Source organism: Spirosoma terrae (genome assembly GCF_010435915.1).
Classification (GTDB): Bacteria; Bacteroidota; Bacteroidia; order Cytophagales; family Spirosomataceae; genus Spirosoma; species Spirosoma terrae.
Genome location: NZ_JAAFZH010000002.1, coordinates 43,927 through 65,968, shown reverse-complemented (window position 1 = coordinate 65,968; position 22,042 = coordinate 43,927). Strand labels below are relative to the sequence as shown.

Here is a 22,042-nt window from a genome sequence, read left to right as displayed (position 1 = left end):
TCAATTTGATACGTATCAGAAAGCTAGTTGCTGAACAACAGTGTCGTAGGGCGCTATTATCTCCGCTCTTGGGGCTCTACTGCCATAGGCCTACAGGAGCGAGGCTAGCCTATATGGCCTTTGCGCTTATTTACATTACACCATTTTCAATCACTTAAACAAATCAAAAGTTGTCATTATTCCATATTCGTATATATTTGCCTAGTATTGCAATAAGGCAAATTGATAAACTATCAACGTATATGATAAGACCAATGAACTGTTTATTAACGAGTTGACACTCCTCACGGAGCAGATTGAGGAGCACTTGGTTGGAGAAGTGTCTCGTTCAGGAGTGGTTGTTTACGAAGTAACTCGTAATCGGAGGAGGTAAATAAGGCTCCCAATGCCGAAATATCGTTGGGCCTGTGCATGTCACTTCCGATAAAATCGACCCAGCCCTTTTTGAGCAAAAATCGTCCCTGATTTTGAGCACGCTCGCCATATTTTCCGGTAAGCGATGCCCAGTTTAGCTGAAACAGGCACCCTTTTTCGTGAAGCTGCGCCAATGTGTCCTGATCCTCATAGTAAAATGAGTAGCGCTCTGGATGAGCCAGAACAGGCGTATAGCCACGAGTCTGAATACGGAAAAGCAAGTCATCTAACTGGCGAGGAGCAGCGGCCCAACCAACCTCAAAAAGCAGATAACGGGCCGAACCAAAAGTCAGCAGGTCATCAGCAGATAAAAGGGCGGGAAAAAACTCGTCCAGTAAATATTCGGCTGCGATCTCGATCTGTACATCCAGATTGTTGTCGTTAGCCAATGCCTGCAAAGTAGCCTGACTAGCGCGAAGGGTAGCTGACTCATTGGGATACCAGTCGCGACTAACGTGCGGAGTAGTAATAACTTTTTGGATTCCCCAGTCTGCCAGTTGTTTCAAACACGTAACAGCCTGTTCTGAATCTTTAACACCATCATCTATGCCCGGCACTAAATGAGAATGCATATCGACTCGCCAGAAACAGGGGTCAACCATGTCTTCAGCGGCAGGAGTCGAACGAAAATTCATCGTTTGCCGGATCGTTTGCCAGAAACCCATAATCGATTAATGTATAACTATATCCATGCTCGTTGATTTTGCTGAATGCTTAAAACTACTATGGTTTTTCATAGAAAGCTACCGTAAAATCTAGATCACAAAGGTAGAAGACAATACGCTTCAATACCTAAAACGTTTTTTCAATAAGAATATTCCAGCGGTTCAATTTGATAATCACTCCCAACTATGACAATCTTACTAACAGGCGCAGCTGGTTTTATTGGTTCTCATCTTACCGAATATCTGCTGTCAGCAGGCCACACCATTATTGGCTTAGATAACTTCGACAATCAGTATGATCCGGGCCGAAAGCAAGTCAATGTACGCTTATTTAAGCAGCATACAAACTTCACCCTCATTGAAGGTGATATACGCGACCAAACGTTGCTGGCGGGTATACTAAAAAGATATGCCTGCGATACAGTGGTTCACCTGGCGGCCAGAACTGGGGTTAGGGATTCGGTCCATGAACCAGCCGTATGCATTGATGTAAATGTAAATGGGACTTTATCCTTACTCGAAGCCATGAAAAAAGTAGGTCTTAAGCGGCTAGTGATGGCCTCATCGTCCTCGGTTTATGGTAACTCCAGCGTTGTTCCCTTTCAGGAAAATGACGATGCAAACCGCCCTCTATCGCCCTACGCCATGTCGAAACGATCGGCAGAGCTATTAGCCCATACGTATCATCACCTGTATGGATTTAACGTAGCGTGTCTGCGTTTTTTCACTGTGTATGGACCTCGCCAACGTCCAGAAATGGCTATTAGCCGATTTACGGCAAAGCTTTATGGCGATCAGCCTATTACGTTGTATGGCGATGGCACTACGTCCCGCAATTATACCTATATATATGATACCGTGCTGGGTATAACGCGTGCCATTGAGCACCTTAATGGCTTTGAGCTACTCAACATTGGTGGTTCGGCTCCTATTAGCTTACGCGAACTGGTCGTTTTACTCGAGAAAGCAGTTGGTCGTAAAGCGGTTATCGACTGGCAACCTAACCAACCCGGCGATGTATACCTGACCAGCGCCGACCTTACGTATGCAAAAACGAAAATCGGCTACTTCCCTTCTGTTCAGATTGAAGAAGGCATCAATCGTTTTGTTCGCTGGTACTATCAATCGGTCGTCTGTTTATAATTCGAAGTGGTCCCCTACGATAATTTTCAGGAGATTCTGCCAAATTTCTAAACCCTTTCGAACAAGCCACTAACCAGCTGGTAACCAAAAAATTACAACAACAATATCCCCGACGGTTTCTATAAATTAGAGGAATTCATTTTTGTTACTAGTATTTCCGGTATCAGAAAGTGTTTTAGATTTGCCATTATCTCTACCGATCAACTTCTCCACACGACTTTATAAATTAAGATATAATCCACTCATTACCAGAGTGAACTACTATACTATTTGTCGCATTCCAGGCTATGACTTATTTGTATTGGCAGACGTTAAGACCCGTTTTTTACCGTTTTGTGTCAGACTTAACTAAAAATACTGCATTAGCGAACTAATATATTTTACGGCTTCAATTAGAAGTTATCTTATTTCAACAATAAATATAAATAAAATATATACTAAAAATTTACACACAATTTATGTAGTCTTTTATTGTTTTTAATAAACAAAAAATCAACTAAAAAGACTTTTCAATACCAATTAGATTCTTATATTTACGTGTCTATCTAGTCAGATACAAAACTTACTCGATCCCTATGAAAATTTCGGTGTTAAATAAGTTACTACGGGAAAAAGGATGGCAAATTATTCAGCAGCACGAGTCGCATTACTCATTAGGGCATGCGGTAAAAAGCCAGGTAGCCTGTTTCATTATTCCGGCTAGTAGCACTGAGCAAGTCCCCATTGGTACGCTCAATGCCATACTCCGATCAGCTGGTAAAACAGGAATAAACCATCACTGGACAAGTTCTATCCGCCAGCTTAACGAACTGAGTGTCGTTCTGGAAAAGCATGGCAAATTTATCTGGGGACGTATTGAAGTAGCTGGCTTATTGGCTGCCACGCGTGGCAGCAGCATCGACGAAGTTATTGATACGTTACGAACGCTACTTATCAATTGCGCATCTGACGAAAATACATGTTACCGCTCTTTGTTTGAATCCATTATTTTCGAGCCTGTTTATGATACAACTGCCGTATGGGATTTATTCAGACAGGTAAAAGCCAATCATATTGCAGGCAATGCAGGCATAGATATTGAATCAATCAGCCGGTTTATGGCTGGCTCTACATTCCCCTCTGTTGAGCAAGCCGAACGACTCGAAGCGTCGATTCGTGCGCTTGGCCGTCAGTTAATGCAGGTATCGATCCGTTAAGTTATATAATGGTTATTAGCGGTTTGTCCGATTGGTCGAGGCAAACCGCTAATACGATCTTGTTTGCGATTGTCAACGTAACCCCTCTATAGCTCGACAAGTTTGTTACGTATGGCTACCATTACCATACCGACTCTGGTTTTAACCCCTAGTTTTTGAAAAACTACCTCCCGATATCCATCGACTGTACGTGAGCTGACTTTCATCTGGGCAGCAATTTCATTGTACGTCATCTCACTACAGGCCAGTTTAAGAAACTCGTACTCCCTATCGTTCAGATTAAAGGCTCCTGTTTCGGGGCTGTTCAGGTTTCGGATCAGATGGGATGCAATGAAATCAGAGTAATAAAATCCTTTAGACATTATGTCGTCTAATGCCTGCCGAAGTTCGGCTGGTTTGCACCCTTTGAGCAGATACCCTCTCGCTCCATGACGTAACATTCGGATGACGTACTCGTCCTGATCATTCATAGACAGTGCCAGCACGCGTACACTCGGATACAATTGCTGTAGCTGAATGGCCGTCTCAAAACCATCCATCTCCGGCATATGGAGATCAAGTAAGGCTATATCGGGCAGCATACCCTCCTTTAATTTATCCAGCAAATCGAGACCATGCTCAGCAACATAGAGCACTTCATAGTTCTCAAACTTCCCTATGAAATCGGCTAATGCCTGAGCGAGCAGATAGTGGTCATCGGCAATAGCAACAGAAGTTGGCATACGTTCGGCGACTACGGTATTGATTTATCCTCGAAAAATAGAGACATATCGGTTGGAAGGAAATAGGATAATTGGTTAATACTTGATGCAGTTGCAATTTGACCAGCTAAACAGGGAGTTTTGAGCTGCTAGTGAGTTACACTGTAGACTTAGCTGACCCATCTCCGATGGCATCGTTATGTCAGGTAACTTTTAATCATGAACGACTCTGTGGCGAAGTCTCAGGAATGGTTTTTCAACCAATCGATTCAGTAAGAACGCAGCAAGAAGGCTTGTTATCACACACACTAAAAGCACCACATTGCTGTCCCAGTTCACACCTTCCAGCAATCTGTGAGTTACTTTAATGATGACTTTATGAGTCAGATAAATGGCAAATGATAATGTGGCGATAGAAGTAGATAGGGTTGACTCCCACCTATACATAAAACTTGATGGGCTAACGGCTCCAGCTACCACAAACCCATAACCAACTGATAAGAGCGGAAAACCAAAAACGGAAGCGATCAGGGTTTGTTGGTCCTTGCACAGCCAATAAGCAAGTATCAGCAGTCCAATCCCCCCTACCAGCAGTAAGTTTCCCTGTTTAGAGACCCTGTGCCACAGAGTAGGACGAAACGTATAAATTCCCGCGAGAAATACCCCAACTAACAACCCATCTAACCGATTATACGTTGGATAGTAAATATACTTGTACCAGTAAAGCCAACTATTGTCATGCCCAATATGGGGAGCATATAATATGTTGAAACTATAAAGTCGGGCGCCAAAACCTAGTGCGAACAGAGCCAACAAAAGCCATCCAGAGTTAGTAAACCTGTTTATCGATTGATATAAGACTAAAGTCGCTGGTAGCACCAGATAGAAGTGCTCTTCAACGCAAAGCGACCAGGCGTGAGAAAACGTCCCATAATCCTTTAGATTTAAGCCAAAGTTCTGGGTAAAGGTTAGAAATTTCCAGAGGGGTGGTAACGCTTCTTTTTCCCGAAAGAAAGGGAAACAAAAATAAAGCCCTACCGTGACTAAATAAGCGGGTATGATTCTGAAAAACCGTTTAAGAAAAAAATGGCTAAACGAGATTTCATGGCCCTGTTTTATGGTGTCAAACAGTTGCGAAGAAATAAGGAAGCCACTCAATACAAAAAACAGATCGACTCCAGTCCAGCCAAACTCTGCAATCTCTGGTAACCAGCCGGGCTGTCCATTGCTCAGAATAAAGTAGTGAAACAAAAAGACGAACCCAATGGCAAAGGCTCGTAAATGATCCAGTCCGTGTAACTTTTTACTAGTCTTTAATTCGACGGGTCTGGCAGATTGCTCCCTTACGGGTAGGTGAGTCATAAAGAGGATGTAGTACTATTGGCAGAATAAGAGAAGGTTACTTTTACAAACGTATCGTTAAAGGGGGTCAGGCTGGCGACGTGGTACATTTATTTCCATCCGTGAACCGCTGCCGATCTGGCTGGTAATCAGAAACCGCCCGCCCAGCAATTCAGCGCGACGACGCAGATTACTTAAACCAGCACCGGCCTTCTGACTAAGCTTCCGATCGTTAGCTTCCTGCATATCAAACCCTTTTCCGTCGTCAGCAATAGTGAGGATGACCGAATCCGTTTTATATTCTACCTGAACAGTCAGGGTTTTCGCACGGGCGTGTTTAAGTGCGTTATTGAGTCCTTCCTGAGCCATACGTAGTAAGACTATTTCCGCTTTTTCATCCAGCGAATAAAGTTCTCCCTGAACATCCAGTTGCGTTTTAATACGGGCAACTCGCTGGATCCGTTCCAGCTCAAGGGCGAGACTGTCGAGTAGGCCAAACCGGCGAACCGTATCATGATCGAGGGTTTTACCCAGAATTCGTACATCATCAATTATTGTCTTCACCAGATCCCGCGTCTGATAGACGGACAGCTGCGCTTCCGTACCGGCCGTTTCTTCCTCTAAGGTATTCAGGCGCATAAGCGTTACGGTCAACAATTGCCCTATGTTATCGTGAAGATCCTGCCCTACCTGCTGCAGTGTTTGATTCTGAATTTCAAGTTGTGATTGAAGCAATTCGCGCTGGTAAGCATTCCTGATTTCTTCTGTACGGCTTAAATAACGGTGATACTGGCGCTGATGCATGAGTACAAACAAAATGGGAGCCAGCGTCACCAACAGCACAAATACTGTAGCAATAATTACGATTTGAATATCCCCGCTGATCGCCTGCATTGTAACCCAATGAAGAAGTATATACACATTACCAGAAACACTATATTATGGACGCGCCAAATTATAGCCAGATCGGCATACTGTTTACTAATTAGGGTGTTAAATGTAAGGAAGATGAAGAAATTACTCGCATAGTACGTAAAGATTCCATTCACGTACCAGAAGTCGCTAACGTTTAAAATATTCTCTCTGGGCTGCCCCGAGAGCTGACTGGCGTAATAATACAGGCTCAATAAGGTTATTAACAGACTGATCAACCCAAACGATACACTGTCAAAGGTGATCTGAGCCGTAGCGGGTTCAATGGAAAAAACGGATACAAACTGAAACAAAGCAACCGCCCCGACAATTAGTTTCTTCCAGCTAGCAGTTTTGTACAAGTCAAAAAAGTAAAGCGAAAGAATATAGTGCGACCAGGAAAAATTCAGCGAATAGGCATATAAATTATCCAGTTTCAACTCATTGAGCCAATTAGCATACCCGTTGAAGAGAAACTGAGAGCACAAATAATAGAGAATAAAGTCCCTCCTTTTCCAACGTAACGTAGTAATTGCCAGAATAATCAGCAGAAAAGGAGGAACCGTATCCAGATAGTCGATGGCTCGTCGAAGTAGTAGCCACATTTCGTAGAGGACAAAATAAAGACGTTTACTTACTCATCACAGCCAGGAGGTCTTGGGCACCCTTTCACTTTTGCAGGAGTTACAGGCTGCCCGCTAGCATCTTCACAAAAAGCGACCACCGTTGCCGCGAATACTTTGTCCCCCTCCGGCACAAAGCTTAATCGAATGACTACGTTGGTATCATTGGGGCCCGGATCATTTGCTAATAATGTAGCTAGTTCATCCTTTCTAAATGTAAACTCTAACATAGTAACATACATTTGATTTATGAACAACAATATAAACCAAAAGGTATATAAAATTAAAATAGCCAAATAGTCACACCATGCCCGCCCAAATACAAGTTGTTCACTATAAGTAACTTACAAAATAAAAAGAAGATACCCCCTGCAAAATACGGGAGAATTCCCGTACAAAATACCGTCTATTTCCCGAAACGATTCAAGTAGATTCACTCTATGCATTTAGTTGGTAACAGCCCAAATTTGTGTGGCTGATTTATCCGCATATCCATACAACACCTAAAGGATCGTTACGCCGGGCTTAGGCCCGGCGTTTTATTTTATTCTATCCCTTCAAAGGCCTTCTTTTCAGCCACTAAAGACCTTTACTGCGACCAATCAGAAAAATAAAATCTGTTCGGTAAATCCAGATACCTGTCGAATTGCGTAAGTCTGTCCGTCGATCGATCGCACAGTTCATTCATTTCTTAATCATTTTTTTTAATTGAACTTATCGACATGAAAACGTTCAGAACTTTCTTTTCACTGATTACCTTTCTGGCAATTAGCCAGCTATCCTTTGCACAGGAAAAAACTGTTACCGTAGGTGGTGCCCCCATGTATCCATCTAAGAATATCATCGAGAATGCGGTGAATTCAAAAGATCATACGACGCTCGTGGCGGCTGTTAAAGCAGCAGGACTTGTCGAAACGCTTTCGGGTCCAGGTCCTTTTACGGTATTTGCGCCAACAAACAAAGCATTTGACAAGCTACCTAAGGGCACTGTAGAAACCTTGGTTAAGCCAGAAAACAAAGCCACGTTAACCGGCATTCTGACTTATCACGTTGTAGCAGGCAAGATGAGCGCAGAAGACCTGATGAAAGCCATCAAAGATGGTGGTGGAAAAGCAACGCTGACAACAGTGGCTGGTGGTACGTTGACCGCCAGGCAAAAAGGCAAAAAAATAGAGCTAACTGACGCAAAAGGTGGCATGGCTACCGTTACCATCCCCGACGTATTTCAGTCAAATGGTGTTATCCATGTTATTGATACGGTGCTGATGCCGTAAATAACCCTAAAACGAAAAAGCCCGTCAGACAATTCTGGCGGGCTTTTTTAGTAGTTATTCTATTGTTTTACGCATCGTAACTCAATACCGGAGCCAGCCATTTTTCTATTTCTTCCACTGGCATATCCTTCCGCATGGCATAATCATGCACCTGATCTTTGTTGATCTTACCGACGGCAAAGTATTTCGATTCGGGGTGCGAGAAGTAGAAACCACTGACCGACGAAGCCGGATACATAGCATAGCTCTCTGTCAGTTCAATACCGATTTTCCCGGCATCTAGTAGTTCAAACAAAGTTCCTTTCTCCGTATGATCAGGGCAGGCTGGATAGCCCGGTGCCGGACGAATCCCCTGATATTCTTCCTTGATCAATTGCTCGTTGGTGAATTTTTCGCCAGAGCCATACGGCCAGAATTCAGTACGGACACGCTCATGCATCCGTTCGGCAAATGCTTCAGCCAGTCGGTCAGCAATGGCTTTTACCATGATGCTGTTATAGTCGTCGTGGTCGCGTTCATACTGGTCCAGCAACGCTTCAATTCCGATGCCCGCTGTAACCGCAAAACTGCCAATATAATCTTCACGACCACTTTCCAGTGGCGCAATAAAATCTGACAGGCAATAGTTTGGTAATCCCGGCGCTTTCTGATTCTGCTGACGCAGGAAATGCAAAACGGTTTTGGTATCGTAAATTAACTCACCCGCCGGACTAATCGAGGTTTGCGACTGGGCCCGACTAATCTTGTATTCGATATGGCGGTGTGATCCATGCCGTTCGCAGGGAATATCCCGAACCTGCTCTTCAAAATCATGCAACAAGACGTCGTCATCGGCTGAATTGGCCGGGAAGAACCCAACGACCGCTTTGGCTTTCAGCAGCTTTTTATCGATAACTTCCTGCAGCAGTTTATTGGCATCATCGAACAATTGACGGGCTTCTTGGCCGACCGTAGCGTCGTCAAAAATAGCGGGGTATTTACCGTGCAATTGCCAAGTCTGGAAAAATGGAGTCCAGTCAATGTAATCAGCTAATTCGGCAATAGAATAGTCGTCGAAATAGCGGTTCCCCAGGAAAGCTGGCTTTGTCGGTTCAAAATTACTCCAGTCGATGGCAGTACGGTTTTCGCGCGCTTTGTCGATCGGCAGACTAGCTTTTTCCTGCCGACGCCGGGCATGATCGTCACGAAGTTTCGCATACTCGGATTTGATATCGGTAAAGATCTTTTCCCGTGTCGTAATTTCTTCACTGGTTAAACGCCCGGCTACCGGTACGCTCCGACTGGCATCCAGGACGTGGATAACGGGCCCCGAGTAATGTGGATCGATCTTAACAGCGGTGTGCGTACGAGACGTAGTGGCCCCGCCGATCAGGAGTGGCAGCGAAAAACCCTGCCGTTCCATTTCCTTGGCCACACCCACCATTTCATCCAGTGAAGGCGTAATCAGGCCACTTAGACCAATAATATCGACGTTATGCTTTTTGGCTTCTTCCAGAATTTTCTGGGTCGGCACCATCACCCCAAGGTCAATGATCTCGTAGTTGTTACAGCCCAGGACAACGCCAACAATGTTTTTACCAATGTCGTGTACATCGCCCTTCACAGTCGCCAGCAGGATTTTGCCCGACGATGAAGCGCCACCAGACTTTTCTGCCTCGATAAATGGAGTCAGATAAGCAACGGCTTTTTTCATCACCCGCGCTGATTTAACAACCTGCGGAAGGAACATTTTCCCTTCGCCAAACAGATCGCCCACTACGTTCATACCATCCATCAACGGCCCTTCAATGACGTGCAATGGCCGTTCAACCTGTTGCCGGATTTCTTCAACATCCTGATCGATGTAATCCGTAATTCCTTTGATAAGCGCGTATTTCAGTCGTTCGCGAACGGGTTCTAGCCGCCAGCTTTCGTCCTGAACAATAGCTTTACCTTTTGCTTTTACCGTTTCGGCAAACTCAACCAGGCGCTCCGTCGCATCATCACGGCGGTTAAGCAATACGTCCTCACAACGCTCCAGCAGATCTTTCGGGATGTTGTCATATACCTCCAGCTGGCCAGCGTTTACGATACCCATATCCATTCCCGCCCGAATAGCGTGGTAAAGGAAAGCGGAGTGCATAGCCTCCCGCACTACGTCGTTCCCCCGGAAACTGAACGAAATATTGGATACTCCACCACTCACTTTCGCTAAAGGTAGGTTTTCTTTAATCCACCGGGTTGCGTTAATGAAGTCAACGGCATAGTTATTATGCTCTTCTATACCCGTTGCTACGGTCAGAATATTCGGGTCAAAAATGATGTCCTGCGGAGGAAAATCGACCTTGTCGACCAAAATGCGATACGCCCGTTCGCAGATTTCAATACGTCGTTCATAGGAATCGGCCTGTCCGGTTTCGTCAAACGCCATCACTACCGTAGCGGCTCCGTACCGTTTAATTAATCGGGCCCGCTCAATAAACGCTTCTTCGCCTTCCTTCAGCGAAATAGAGTTCACAATCGCTTTACCCTGCACGCATTTCAAACCGGCTTCGATCACTTCCCATTTTGACGAGTCGACCATGATCGGAACGCGGGCGATATCGGGTTCCGAGGCAATCAGGTTCAGGAACGTAGTCATGGCTTCGACTGAATCCAGCATACCTTCGTCCATGTTGACGTCAATTACCTGCGCCCCACCCTCAACCTGTCCACGAGCAATACTCAACGCTTCATCGTAATTACCTTCCTTGATCAGTCGGGCAAATTTTTTCGATCCCGTTACGTTGGTACGTTCGCCAATATTCAGAAAATTCGTTTGTTCGGTAACCTTCAGAGGCTCCAGACCACTCAGCTTCTGATAGGGTTCCAGAGCTGGCAAGGCTCTTGGCGGATATTTAGCAGCCACTTGGGCGATAGCCCGAATATGATCGGGAGTAGAGCCACAACAGCCACCAACAATATTGACGAAACTGTCACGAATAAACCCTTCGACCTGCGAGGCCATACTGTCGGGCGTTTCGTCGTACTCGCCAAATTCGTTCGGTAAACCGGCGTTTGGATAAGCAGACGTAAAAAACGGTGCTTCTTTAGCCAGCGTCTGGATATAAGGGCGCATTAGCTCAGCTCCCAGGGCGCAGTTTAAGCCAACACTGAGCAGTGGCAGGTGCGATACAGAATACAGGAATGCTTCTGTCGTTTGCCCAGATAAGGTACGTCCACTGGCATCCGTAATAGTTCCCGACACCATGACCGGCCGAACCGCCTGTTGAGGATTCAGGGTGAAATATTTGTCAATTGCAAACAGAGCCGCTTTAGCATTGAGCGTATCGAAAATCGTTTCGACCAGCAGAATATCGGAGCCGCCTTCTACCAATCCGCTTACCTGTTCATAATAGGCATTAACCAGTTCATCGAACGTAACGGCCCGATACCCCGGATTATTTACATCTGGCGACAACGATGCCGTACGGTTGGTAGGACCCATAGCCCCCGCTACGTAGCGAGGCTTATGCGGCTCCAGCCGGGTCATTTCTTCTGCTACCTCTTTAGCGATCCGGGCCGATTCATAGTTAAGTTCATAAACGATCTCCTCCATGTGGTAATCGGCCATGGCGATTGATGTACCACTGAACGTATTGGTTTCAATGATATCAGCGCCAGCCTCCAGATATTGTTTATGAATTTCCTGAATGATACGTGGCTGAGTGAGCGACAGCAGGTCATTATTCCCCTTTACGTCGTGTGGATAATCCTTAAAACGCTCCCCACGGTAGTCATCTTCCGTTAGGTTATAGCGTTGAATCATCGTTCCCATTGCTCCATCGAGAATGAGAATTCGCTCTTGCAGAAGTTCAGAAATCTGTTTCAAGTGGTAGAAAATTATAATGTATTAGTCAGACGGGCATGGTTCGTCTTATCGCTTCAATTTATGTAAAGAGGCTTATCAGAAACAGGAGAAGGCAGCGGAACGCTAACTTATCTGTCCCCTTATGAATTGGGGTGGAACGCGGCACCTTTTCCGTCTTTTAGGGTAAGCGGCTGGTTGCCAAGACATCACAGGGTCCATTCCCTCCGTCTTTCTTGATAAGCATTTGAGCAAAGATACAGATTCTAACCATTGTCCCCAAAAATGCGTTACTTTTGGAGCGTCTTACTGAGTGAAAGAGCGAAAGAGTGGTCAATAAGCGAAGTTGAATTCGTTTTAAAGCATTCTCTCGCTCTTTTACTATTTCGCACTTTATACGATGAAACTAGCCGCCATTGATATAGGTTCCAATGCAGCCCGTCTTCAAATTTCAACCGTCTTACACAACGATGATGTTGTGAGTTTTAAACGCGTTGAGTACGTTCGTTTTCCGCTCCGACTGGGCCACGATGTCTTCAATTATGGCGAGCTTACGCCGGAAAGTGAAGCGCGTACGGCTAAACTCATGCAGGTATATAAGCTCCTGATGGAACTCCACGAAGTAGAAGATTATCTGGCCTGTGCTACGTCGGCCATGCGCGAATCAACCAATGGCCAAGAAGTAGCCAAACGGATAGAAGCCTCAACAGGAATTAAAATTCATATTATCGATGGCAAAAAAGAAGCTGAACTCATTAATAACGTAGTGGTTCAGGCCATTGATGATCGTCAGTTCATCCATATCGATGTGGGTGGCGGTAGTACCGAATTGAATCTGTACAAGAACCGCGAGAAAATTAACTCCAAATCCTTTAAAATTGGCTCTGTTCGGCTCCTGGAAGGAAAAGAAGTTAAAGGGGCCTGGCGCAAAATCGAGGACTGGGTTGAAGAAAATGTTGATTCATCTGAGGAGGTCGTGGCTGTCGGTACGGGTGGCAATATCAGTAAATTATTTAACCTGGCATCCAAAACATCGGAACTGGAAACAAGTCGGGCCGAAATTGAACGTATTCGCAATTATATCGCCGAGTTTAGCCAGGAAGATCGGATTAATAAACTTCGCCTGAATGCCGACCGTGCCGATGTTATTGTTCCTGCGGCCGACATTTATACGTCGGTGATGCGGTGGGCAGGAGCCAGTAAGATTATCGTTCCTGACCTCGGCCTGAAAGACGGCATCATCCAATTGGTTTACAATCAATTAGGAAAACGAAAGCATCTGATCTGATTAGTTTGGTTCCATAACAGGGCTCTCCGGTGGTAATTCTGTCGCCGGGGAGCCCTGTTTGCTGTCTATATGTTTACATAACTATTTCCATCTTTTATTTTCCGAACGGTTATAAGTTTCCCATACATTTATATACCAATTTACCAATTTTTGATATTTAGGCTCCTAAGCCTATGAGCGACTATCAAATCGTCTGTCTGCATAAACCTTCTTTCTCCGATACGCCTGCCTTTTATCAATCTGGATTCTTTTTTAATGAGCCAGAACACTTGAGCCAGCAGGGAGATGGTATCTATTCGCTTATTATAGCTATTAATCGGCAAACCGGACAATCAGAGGCCAGATGTGCGTTTTTCAGCGAATCGAATAAGGTAATAAGTCCTGCAGCAGCTCCATTCGGGTCTATTGAATTTATTGATACGCTGCCTGATTCTATACTAGACCAACTGATTTCGCTATTGATTGCCGAAGCCAAATCGACAGGGGCCTCCGTTTTACAACTTATCCACTATCCCTCTTGCTACGCCCCCATCCAAACGAATCGGCTGTCCAGAAAACTGATTGATCATGATTTTCAGATTAGCCGGATCGATCAATGTCAGTATCTGCCTATCGCGAATGAACCATTCGAAAATCAGATAGCTCCCTCCGAACGCCGACGGCTGCGCAAATGCCGCGAAGCTGGTTTTCAATTCAGTTGCTGGTCATCCCCACAGCCCGATACTATATTAACCTTTATACAGAACGTTCACCAGCAGAAAGGCTATTTACCCACGATTTCCTATCTCTATTTACGCTCGCTGCTACGTACGTTCTCAGACCACTTTTCTATCTTTACCGTACGTAATGGGACCGATATAATTGCCCTTACTATTACCGTACGAGTCCAAAACGATATTCTTTACAATTTCCTTCCGGTCTCAGACCCTGACTACAATACATTCAGTCCGATGGTGATGCTTACCGACGGTTTATTCACCTACTGCCGTCAGCAGGGAATTCGTTTACTTGATCTTGGCGTCTCGCTCGACAATAATCGCCAGCCCAAACCTAGCCTCATCCGCTTTAAACAAAACCTGGGGGCACGGGAATCGGTAAAGCTCGTTTTTGATAAACAGCTCTAACTGGCTAGCTACATTTTTGCGTAATTTTGTAGCAAAACCGTTTCCTAAGAAGTACATACTAATGCTTGAAGTCGCCTTTAACTCGGTGGTTACCTTCCTTTCGAATTTGGCGGCCACTTTGCTATCAGCAGCTAAAGTGCTGCTACGTTCGCGGTGGGGCGTCAGACTACCCGCACCTCAACAACCGAATTGCTCAGTTTTAGGCAACGGTCCTTCACTAACCGACTCACTGGAAAATCATCTGGATTTTCTACAACAAACTGAACTAATCTGCGTCAACGGTTTTGCGATTACAGACTATTTTACGCGGTTGAAACCAGCCAATTATATTCTGGCAGACCCTAACTGTTTTACGTTTAACGAAACTACCGTTGGCCGTGAAGACCTTCATCAGATTCTGGCAGCGTTGATCAATGATGTTGACTGGCCGATGCGCTTGTTTATTCCTCAACTTGCCAGAGGTTCTTATTTCATTCGACAACTGGAAGCGGGTAACTCCCGGATTGAACTCGTTTACTACAATCCAACTATTGTACGTGGTTATGCCTGGTTCCGGCATTGGATGTATACCACTAATTTAGGAATGCCTCAGGCTCAGACTGTTATTGTAACGGCTCTTTTCCTGATGATTAATCGAGGGTTCGAACAAGTTTTTCTATTTGGCGCTGACACATCCTGGCACGAACAAATTCGAATCAGCGATACAAACCAGCTGGAAATTAAACAAATACACTTCTATGATAAACCCAAGAGTGTTGATTTCCAGCCGGTTTATAGCGATGCAAATCGAACGAAGACGTTTACAATGGCTAGCCAGTTTTTGTCATTACACAAAGTTTTTCGGGGCTACGAAGTTTTACGTGACTACGCCGATTATCGAAAGGTACGTGTCCTGAATGCCAGTAGTAAGAGTTACATTGATGCCCTGGAGCGGGTAAAAATCACTCGGTCGGCTAATCAACCAGCCGGTGAATAGCAATAGCTTTACCGTTTTTCCGGTCAAGGTACTCCTTTTTAATCCTATTGTAAGCCTCCTCAACCTGTTGGGCAGTAAATGAGCTGGCAGAAAAGTAAAGTATATTTTTTCGAGGCAATCCTAACGAGGGCGTTTTACGAAGCTCAACAATTACGGATAAAAAATCAGAGGAAAGAATTACCTTGGCAACAAAAGGCAATGCACTTGCCTTGGTAATTTCATAGGCGGAAGAATACATACAGGAATCGATTGAAAGTTTATAACTCTTTCGATATCCCTTGTTTAAGCCTTATGTTTAGATCTTTATTAAACGACCTCTAATTGACCGCTCACCGTCTGTTTGTCAAATGGCATAAGTTTTGTCACAGCTGTTGTCTATCCTGACATAAATTCATATGCCCATTATGATGACAGACAGCTACCATTTACTAAAACCCAAAGAAGAATCGATTCGAATCTTCAATCAACGACTTCTCCTGTTCGCCATCGCCTATCGGATAGAGCGAGCCAGCCACTCCATCTACGTGGCTGATCAGATTATTAAACGCGAGCTGGTTGAGCAATTTATGGCTTTCCAGCCAGCTATTTCTTAACGATTATTCGGCTCTCAAACAATGTATTGACAGTTCACCTTTACCCTAAACAACGGCCTTAAGGCAGTAATTTTGCTCTCTACTAAACCAATCTTGCAGACAAACTCTCCGGCCACTTATTAATTACGATTTGGCCCCATACCGACAAGGCTGGTATGGGGTTTCTATTTACCGAATAATTAATTTCCAGGTGGATTTATACTCGTTACTACCCAATCCGTCGTCTCAATATTATCCTGTTTTTGTTCAATCAGGATCTCAATCGAGATCCCGCCTGGTTGTTAGCTGGGCGGGACTTATCGTCTACCGGCCACCGAATAGTTAATATTTTACCTAAAATTAATCTAATATAGTAGCTTTATGTAAACGTAACTATTTGAAAGAAATGAGCATTCGAAAGGCGTTTCCAAATCCGTGGATTATTTTCTTCCTGATGATAGCCACCGAGTTTTATTTCATTCTCAAATGGATTGCTCATTTTCTCCTATAAACAGCTGCTTATTAAAAGATTGCACGGCGCTATTTTATTTACTGGCGGGCAGTTGATATAACATAGCGCCATTTCCTCCGGCAACCGTAGGCACATGAGAACCGCCTTTTTCCCAGGCTTCTATCCAGCGCATTTGTACCAGTAATGGCGTAAGCGAAGCCTGTCGTAGCTGGTTTGCTTTTGCTTCACCCTCCGCCTTAATAATCAATGCCTGCGCAGCCCCACGGGCGGCCGTTACGTTAATTTCAGCTTGTGCTTTGGTAGCCGCTATCTGATTCTGAAGTCTCAAACTCACTTGAACAGCCTGGTTTTTCGCATCAATAGCAGCCTGTAATGAAGCCGGCGGTGTTAATCCTGATGTAATCTGCTCAAACTGAAATCCATCCTTAGCCAGCAACTTTGTCAGTCGAACTTCGGCCAGATTTTCAAAATTGGCACGCGAGCGCATAAGCGAATCAGACGTATATTGGTTGGCAATATCCCGGTAAGCATTGTAGACCAGATTCCGGATCATGCTGTTTTCAATACTGGGCAAGTCTTTTCGGTAGTTTCGGTAAATTATGGCTGCCTGCCCGCGCTGAATCTTGTAGTTTAGTGTTGGATCAACCGAGAAAACGGCTCCATCGCGGGTTGTCACCTGAAACGAATCAAAATCTTTTGTCTGCGTATAAATCGGATATTGTTCAATGAAGGACGTAAACGGATTATAGAAAACCCAGCCCGTTACGTTCTCAATATCATTCGCACCACGATCCGATCCAATCTTACTAACCTTGATCCCTTCGTGAGAAGCGTCAATAGTCGTGCAGGACTGACTCAGGAGGATGAAAAAGAACAGAACCGCAGCAGCTATTAAAATAGGCTTTGTAAAAAATCTCATTTCTTAAAAGGGTTTTTAGTGAAGGCTTTTGATGTGACTGCTACCCAAACGTAGACGATAATGCCTACTCCCGCCAGGATCAGCGTGATATCGCTGGGCTGATTGAGCAACCAGTTAACCCCATTGTAAATCACAACGGAGAAAACGAAAAAACTAAAGTAAAGAAGTGCCTGGAAGAGATTCATAGCAGAATTAGTTATCGGTTTCTTTGCACGAATTACACACAAAACAGATTATTACTCACTCATTATCAAGCGAGAATACCTTAATAGAGAAAGCCTGCAAGCACCTGATACGTAGCAATATTAAATCGCTCCTACATTTTGGCTATGGGGATATGGATATACGGTCAAAAGACAGGCCGAAGCCATCAAATTGCCGGATCAATTAATGAACTAACCAACTTTTTCTTGCCGATGGGCAATCATTGGCTAATAGAGGTAAGCGGACCGCACTAAACGTAGAAATCCTGAACGAATAACCCCTACCTTTGCAGCACCAAATAAGCGACACCAAGATTTCGCCCAACGATTTCAGCAAGCTTTCAGTAGCCAATTTACGAATTACAGCTAAGTAATTATGAGTCAGTCTAGTATAGCATCAAGTCTAGATTTAACCAATAAATCAATCCTCATCACAGGCGGTACGGGTTCATTCGGCAAAAAATTTGTCGAAATGGTCTATAAACGCTTTCCCAACATAAAACGGCTGGTCATTTACTCGCGCGATGAGCTGAAGCAATTTGAAATGTCGCAGCACTATCCGCAATCGACCTATAAATCCATCCGGTTTTTCATTGGCGACGTGCGCGATGGCGAGCGGTTGAAGCGGGCCTGCGAAGGAGTCGACATCATTATTCACGCGGCCGCGCTTAAGCAGGTTCCAGCCGCTGAGTATAACCCTATGGAGTGCATCAAAACCAATGTTTTTGGTGCTGAAAACGTAATCAATGCCGCATTGGACAATGGCGTTCAGCGCGTTGTAGCACTTTCTACCGATAAGGCAGCGGCCCCCATCAATCTGTATGGAGCCACCAAACTCTGTTCCGATAAATTATTCGTTGCCGCCAACAACATGCGTGGCAGCCGCGATCTACGGTTTTCGGTTGTTCGATACGGTAACGTAATCGGTTCACGCGGATCAGTTGTGCCATTCTTTCTTGATAAACGGAAGGATGGTATTTTGCCCATTACGCACCCCGACATGACCCGATTTAATATTTCGCTGGAAGAAGGCGTAGAAATGGTGTTGTATGCCCTCGAACATGCCTGGGGTGGCGAAATTTTCGTTCCTAAAATTCCGTCGTATCGCATCACCGACGTAGCAGAAGCCATCGCCCCAAGCGCCGAACAACGTATTGTAGGCGTTCGTCCGGGCGAGAAACTTCATGAGGAAATGATTACAGAAACCGATTCGCTCAATACTGTTGAAACAGATCGGTACTACGTAATAACGCCCTCCACCCCAACCTGGAGTATCGACGATTATATGAAAGCCTTCAATGGCCGGGCCGTTGACATGGGCTTTAAATACAATTCCGGCACAAACACCGAATGGCTCAACGTAGAGCAGCTACGCGACCAGATTCGACAGCATGTCGACGCTGATTTTCAGGTATAAAATCGTCGCGTTTATCAACCCGGATTAGTCACTACGTTTCGAATGAATCTACCTATTCCATACGGCCGTCAGCATATCACCGACGACGATGTTGCCTCCGTCAACGACGTATTGCGGTCGCCCTATCTGACGCAAGGGCCCAAAATTGGTGAGCTGGAAAACGCCTTTGCTCAATACATCGGTTCAACCTACGCCATTGCTGTCGCCAATGGCACAGCCGCCCTGCATCTGTGCTGTCTGGCGCTCGGTGTTGGTCCAGGCACGCGGGTGATTACGACGCCAATTACCTTTTCGGCGTCGGCCAACTGCGTTCGGTATTGTGGCGGTGAGGTTTATTTTGCCGACATCGATCCCGAAACAGCCCTGCTCGATCCAAAAGCAGTACGTGAATTGCTGGAATCGCATCCAAAAGGCTTTTTCTCTGGGTTAATTCCCGTTGATTTTGCAGGCTATCCGGTCGATCTGATTGCGTTCCGGGAACTGGCCGATGAGTTTGGTCTATGGTTACTGGAAGATGCCTGCCATGCACCGGGTGCGTCATTCACCACCAACGATCAAACCTATCGTTCTGGCGATAGTTCGCTGGCCGATCTGGCTATTTTCAGCTTCCATCCCGTGAAGCATATTGCCGCTGGTGAAGGGGGTATGATTACCACCAACGACGAAGAGTTGTATAAACACTTGCTACGTCTGCGTACCCACGGCATCACCAACAAGTCCGACGAATTTACAGAACCTTATTCCGGTGAGCCTGAACGGGGTGGCTGGTACATGGAATTACAGGAATTAGGCTATAATTATCGGCTAACCGATATTCAGGCGGCTCTGGCGTTAAGCCAGCTCAACCGTGCCGATTCGATGCTTAGCCGCCGTCAGGAATTAGCCGCTCGTTACGATGCTGCTTTTTCGGAAGCCGCTTCTGCTGGTCTTCCCATTCAGATCATCGTTCCTCCGGCAAACGTCAGTCATGCGTACCATCTATACGTCATACAAACGCCTGAGCGAAAAGCGCTTTACGATTTTCTGCGAGCAAAAAATATTCTGGTGCAGGTGCATTACATTCCGGTGCATCTGATGCCCTATTATCGTCAGTTTGGCTGGGAACCAGGTGATTTCCCGAACGCAGAACAGTACTACGCAGGCTGTTTGAGCCTACCTTTATTCCCGGCACTGACCAATGAGGAACAGGATTACGTTATAGATACTGTAAAAACGTTTCTGATAGGATTACCATGATTTTTTCAGTCAACAGATCCTGTTAATCATGTAAATCCTGTCGAAAAAATTCTGACTTATGCGTTCTTATCAAAGTCATCTTCAGGCCACCCAAAGCGCGGGTGAAGCATTGGTTGCTAACCGAAAACCCGTGTTACGGTCGTCGGCAATTTTTCCCGTCTTACATACAGCCTCCTATTCCAGCAAAGTGATTTTCATGGGCTACTGGCTGCTGAAACGTAACATTCGGGAAGTTGGCCTGCTCTACACGCTACGTAATGCCGCCGGTACGCTTCTTTCCCGGAAATACATTCTGCTAGACTCGGCCAAAGCCTGGTCGATCCAGATGAGTGAATACGACGAACTTTTACAGGAACTCGGCGAACCCGACAACTTTATCGGATCGCTGGAACTGGAGGTTTTTTCGACGCAGGATCTGGTGTTTCCCTACCCCGCCTTTGTGCTGGTTTATTACAACGATACGTCCAGCAGCGTGGTGCATACGGTTGGGCGGGTCTATAACGACATCGAAGATCTGCAACAAAACAACGAATACCAGGTCAGCGAATCGGGATTTGACATTTATGGTCGCGATGGCTTACTACCGTTTCTCAGCTTTACGAACGGTCCGCTCGCCAACGAAAACCCGCTCGTTACGTATGAACTCGTTAATAGCCAGCACCAGACTTTGCGCGGCACATTCGCCTTAACAGCGCTGAAACCTTACGAAACTGTTTTTATTTACCTGAAAGAGCATATCGACCTAAAACCGTTCCTGGGCGACGAACCAGGTATGATTCGATTCGGGCATAATTTTTCGGGTTTCTTTCCGCGTTTTCTGGTCGGTAATATCGACGAGCCAGTACGTAGCATTAGCATTACGCACTCGTATTACGATAGTTCAGCCATTGCCGATGCGAAAGCCTACTGGCCTCGGCAGGACGAACGCTTTATGGATTCGTCAACCTCGATTCCATTGTATCTGACCGATGGTCAGTTTACGAAGCTGGTCGTTTATCCCATTTTTTCACCTTCCGACTTTACGTTATCCTTTCGGTTCTACGATGCCGATGGGCTGTTTCTGGGCGAAGTGATTAATGCCCGTACGTTTCAATCAGCCAGTCAGGAATACGTGCAGATCGACCTTGGCGAACTAGCTCAACAGGCCGATATAGCCGTAGACGATGCTAAAACGGCCCAGTTGATTGCTCATTGGGATGATTCAACACGCATTCCAACTCGCCTGAAATTCGGGCTTAATGTTGGGTATCAGAATCGGCCATCGGCATTGCCGAGCAACATTTGTTTTGCGCCACAAGTTGGAAATGCCAAAATGCTGAGTAAACCCGGTACGTTCCGTTGGGCACCTTTTGTAAACGTCGGCGATTCTGAAATTGCCCTGACCAACTCGGCTCCGCTGCATGGCTATGATCGTTCGGCCAACGTAGCACTTTCATTTTACCGCGAAGCCGACAGCAGCGTCCTGGAACGGAACTGCGTGGTTCCTGCCAATGGTTTGTTCACGATTCGAATCAGCGACGATGACGAACTCCGGCAGTTTTTCGGTGATGCCAGTGGCTGGATAGCCGCCAGGGCCGACAATCCGTTTTTAAACGGCTACTACTTCGACTTCCATCCAAGCGGAGCCGTAGCCGCCGATCACTTATTTTGACTATATAGAACGCCGGTTTTTATGATTGATAGAGTCTCCTAAGATCATAATTAGCATACAGATCTGCGTTCTATCGAAACCAACTAGCT

General features: G+C 45.5%; 19 protein-coding genes and 1 riboswitch. Of the genes, 10 read left to right on the top strand and 9 right to left on the bottom strand.

Annotated elements, in window-relative coordinates; all coding sequences use genetic code 11:
* Window positions 1-284: 284 nt before the first annotated feature.
* On the bottom strand, window positions 285-1,049 hold the full coding sequence (locus GK108_RS05345; protein ID WP_170305381.1) for a tyrosine-protein phosphatase: 765 nt from the start codon (window positions 1,047-1,049) through the stop codon (window positions 285-287).
* 216 nt (window positions 1,050-1,265) lie between these two features.
* Here GK108_RS05345 and GK108_RS05340 point away from each other — a divergent pair, with 216 nt between their 5' ends.
* Window positions 1,266-2,222, top strand: a complete 957-nt coding sequence (locus GK108_RS05340; RefSeq protein ID WP_163944031.1) for a GDP-mannose 4,6-dehydratase — start codon at window positions 1,266-1,268, stop codon at window positions 2,220-2,222.
* A gap of 575 nt (window positions 2,223-2,797) precedes the next feature.
* The gene (locus GK108_RS05335; protein WP_163944027.1) at window positions 2,798-3,418 is read left to right on the top strand and encodes a type II toxin-antitoxin system HicA family toxin; all 621 of its coding nucleotides are present in this window, start codon (window positions 2,798-2,800) and stop codon (window positions 3,416-3,418) included.
* Between the two features lie 86 nt (window positions 3,419-3,504).
* On the opposite strand, the gene GK108_RS05330 is transcribed toward GK108_RS05335, so the two are convergent.
* The 4 genes from GK108_RS05330 to GK108_RS05315 form a co-directional block, all read right to left on the bottom strand.
* Window positions 3,505-4,140, bottom strand: a complete 636-nt coding sequence (locus GK108_RS05330; RefSeq protein WP_163944024.1) for a response regulator transcription factor — start codon at window positions 4,138-4,140, stop codon at window positions 3,505-3,507.
* Window positions 4,141-4,332: 192 nt separating this feature from the next.
* Window positions 4,333-5,481: an acyltransferase family protein gene (locus GK108_RS05325; RefSeq protein ID WP_163944021.1), complete on the bottom strand. Its 1,149-nt coding sequence runs from the start codon at window positions 5,479-5,481 to the stop codon at window positions 4,333-4,335.
* Window positions 5,482-5,538: 57 nt separating this feature from the next.
* Window positions 5,539-6,354, bottom strand: coding sequence for a sensor histidine kinase (locus GK108_RS05320; protein ID WP_163944018.1), 816 nt, complete (start codon window positions 6,352-6,354; stop codon window positions 5,539-5,541).
* Complete coding sequence (locus GK108_RS05315; protein ID WP_163944015.1) at window positions 6,321-6,977, bottom strand: hypothetical protein; 657 nt, start codon at window positions 6,975-6,977, stop codon at window positions 6,321-6,323. Before GK108_RS05315 ends, GK108_RS05320 begins: the two co-directional genes overlap by 34 nt.
* A 740-nt stretch (window positions 6,978-7,717) precedes the next feature.
* On the opposite strand from GK108_RS05315, the gene GK108_RS05310 reads away from it, so the two are divergent.
* Window positions 7,718-8,269, top strand: coding sequence for a fasciclin domain-containing protein (locus GK108_RS05310; protein ID WP_163944012.1), 552 nt, complete (start codon window positions 7,718-7,720; stop codon window positions 8,267-8,269).
* A 67-nt stretch (window positions 8,270-8,336) separates the two neighbouring features.
* On the opposite strand, the gene metH is transcribed toward GK108_RS05310, so the two are convergent.
* Window positions 8,337-12,119 (bottom strand): methionine synthase, encoded by a 3,783-nt coding sequence (gene metH, locus GK108_RS05305; protein ID WP_163944010.1) that lies wholly within the window; start codon window positions 12,117-12,119, stop codon window positions 8,337-8,339.
* Between the two features lie 104 nt (window positions 12,120-12,223).
* Window positions 12,224-12,341, bottom strand: a riboswitch (SAM riboswitch).
* A gap of 154 nt (window positions 12,342-12,495) precedes the next feature.
* On the opposite strand from metH, the gene GK108_RS05300 reads away from it, so the two are divergent.
* The 3 genes from GK108_RS05300 (at window position 12,496) to GK108_RS05290 (ending at window position 15,483) form a co-directional block, all read left to right on the top strand.
* Window positions 12,496-13,383, top strand: coding sequence for a Ppx/GppA phosphatase family protein (locus GK108_RS05300; RefSeq protein WP_163944007.1), 888 nt, complete (start codon window positions 12,496-12,498; stop codon window positions 13,381-13,383).
* 173 nt (window positions 13,384-13,556) lie between these two features.
* A complete protein-coding gene (locus GK108_RS05295) occupies window positions 13,557-14,507 on the top strand; it encodes a GNAT family N-acetyltransferase (protein WP_163944004.1) in 951 nt (316 codons plus the stop codon).
* Between the two features lie 61 nt (window positions 14,508-14,568).
* Window positions 14,569-15,483: a hypothetical protein gene (locus GK108_RS05290; protein WP_163944001.1), complete on the top strand. Its 915-nt coding sequence runs from the start codon at window positions 14,569-14,571 to the stop codon at window positions 15,481-15,483.
* Here GK108_RS05290 and GK108_RS05285 read toward each other — a convergent pair.
* On the bottom strand, window positions 15,461-15,721 hold the full coding sequence (locus GK108_RS05285; protein ID WP_163943998.1) for a hypothetical protein: 261 nt from the start codon (window positions 15,719-15,721) through the stop codon (window positions 15,461-15,463). The two genes, GK108_RS05290 and GK108_RS05285, sit on opposite strands and share 23 nt — an antisense overlap.
* A 166-nt stretch (window positions 15,722-15,887) precedes the next feature.
* On the opposite strand from GK108_RS05285, the gene GK108_RS05280 reads away from it, so the two are divergent.
* The gene (locus GK108_RS05280) at window positions 15,888-16,076 is read left to right on the top strand and encodes a hypothetical protein (RefSeq protein WP_163943995.1); all 189 of its coding nucleotides are present in this window, start codon (window positions 15,888-15,890) and stop codon (window positions 16,074-16,076) included.
* A gap of 524 nt (window positions 16,077-16,600) precedes the next feature.
* Here GK108_RS05280 and GK108_RS05275 read toward each other — a convergent pair.
* Complete coding sequence (locus tag GK108_RS05275) at window positions 16,601-17,446, bottom strand: SPFH domain-containing protein (RefSeq protein WP_163943992.1); 846 nt, start codon at window positions 17,444-17,446, stop codon at window positions 16,601-16,603.
* On the bottom strand, window positions 17,443-17,631 hold the full coding sequence (locus GK108_RS05270) for a hypothetical protein (protein WP_163943989.1): 189 nt from the start codon (window positions 17,629-17,631) through the stop codon (window positions 17,443-17,445). Before GK108_RS05270 ends, GK108_RS05275 begins: the two co-directional genes overlap by 4 nt.
* 394 nt (window positions 17,632-18,025) lie before the next feature.
* On the opposite strand from GK108_RS05270, the gene pseB reads away from it, so the two are divergent.
* Genes pseB through GK108_RS05255 form a run of 3 tightly spaced genes read left to right on the top strand, consistent with a single transcriptional unit; the run spans window position 18,026 to window position 21,953 of the window.
* Window positions 18,026-19,066 carry a UDP-N-acetylglucosamine 4,6-dehydratase (inverting) gene (gene pseB, locus GK108_RS05265; protein ID WP_163943985.1) on the top strand — a complete coding sequence of 347 codons (1,041 nt, stop codon included), beginning with the start codon at window positions 18,026-18,028 and terminating at the stop codon, window positions 19,064-19,066.
* Between the two features lie 42 nt (window positions 19,067-19,108).
* Window positions 19,109-20,302 (top strand): UDP-4-amino-4,6-dideoxy-N-acetyl-beta-L-altrosamine transaminase, encoded by a 1,194-nt coding sequence (pseC, locus tag GK108_RS05260; protein ID WP_163943982.1) that lies wholly within the window; start codon window positions 19,109-19,111, stop codon window positions 20,300-20,302.
* 58 nt (window positions 20,303-20,360) lie between these two features.
* Window positions 20,361-21,953, top strand: coding sequence for a hypothetical protein (locus tag GK108_RS05255; RefSeq protein ID WP_163943979.1), 1,593 nt, complete (start codon window positions 20,361-20,363; stop codon window positions 21,951-21,953).
* Window positions 21,954-22,042: the final 89 nt, after the last annotated feature.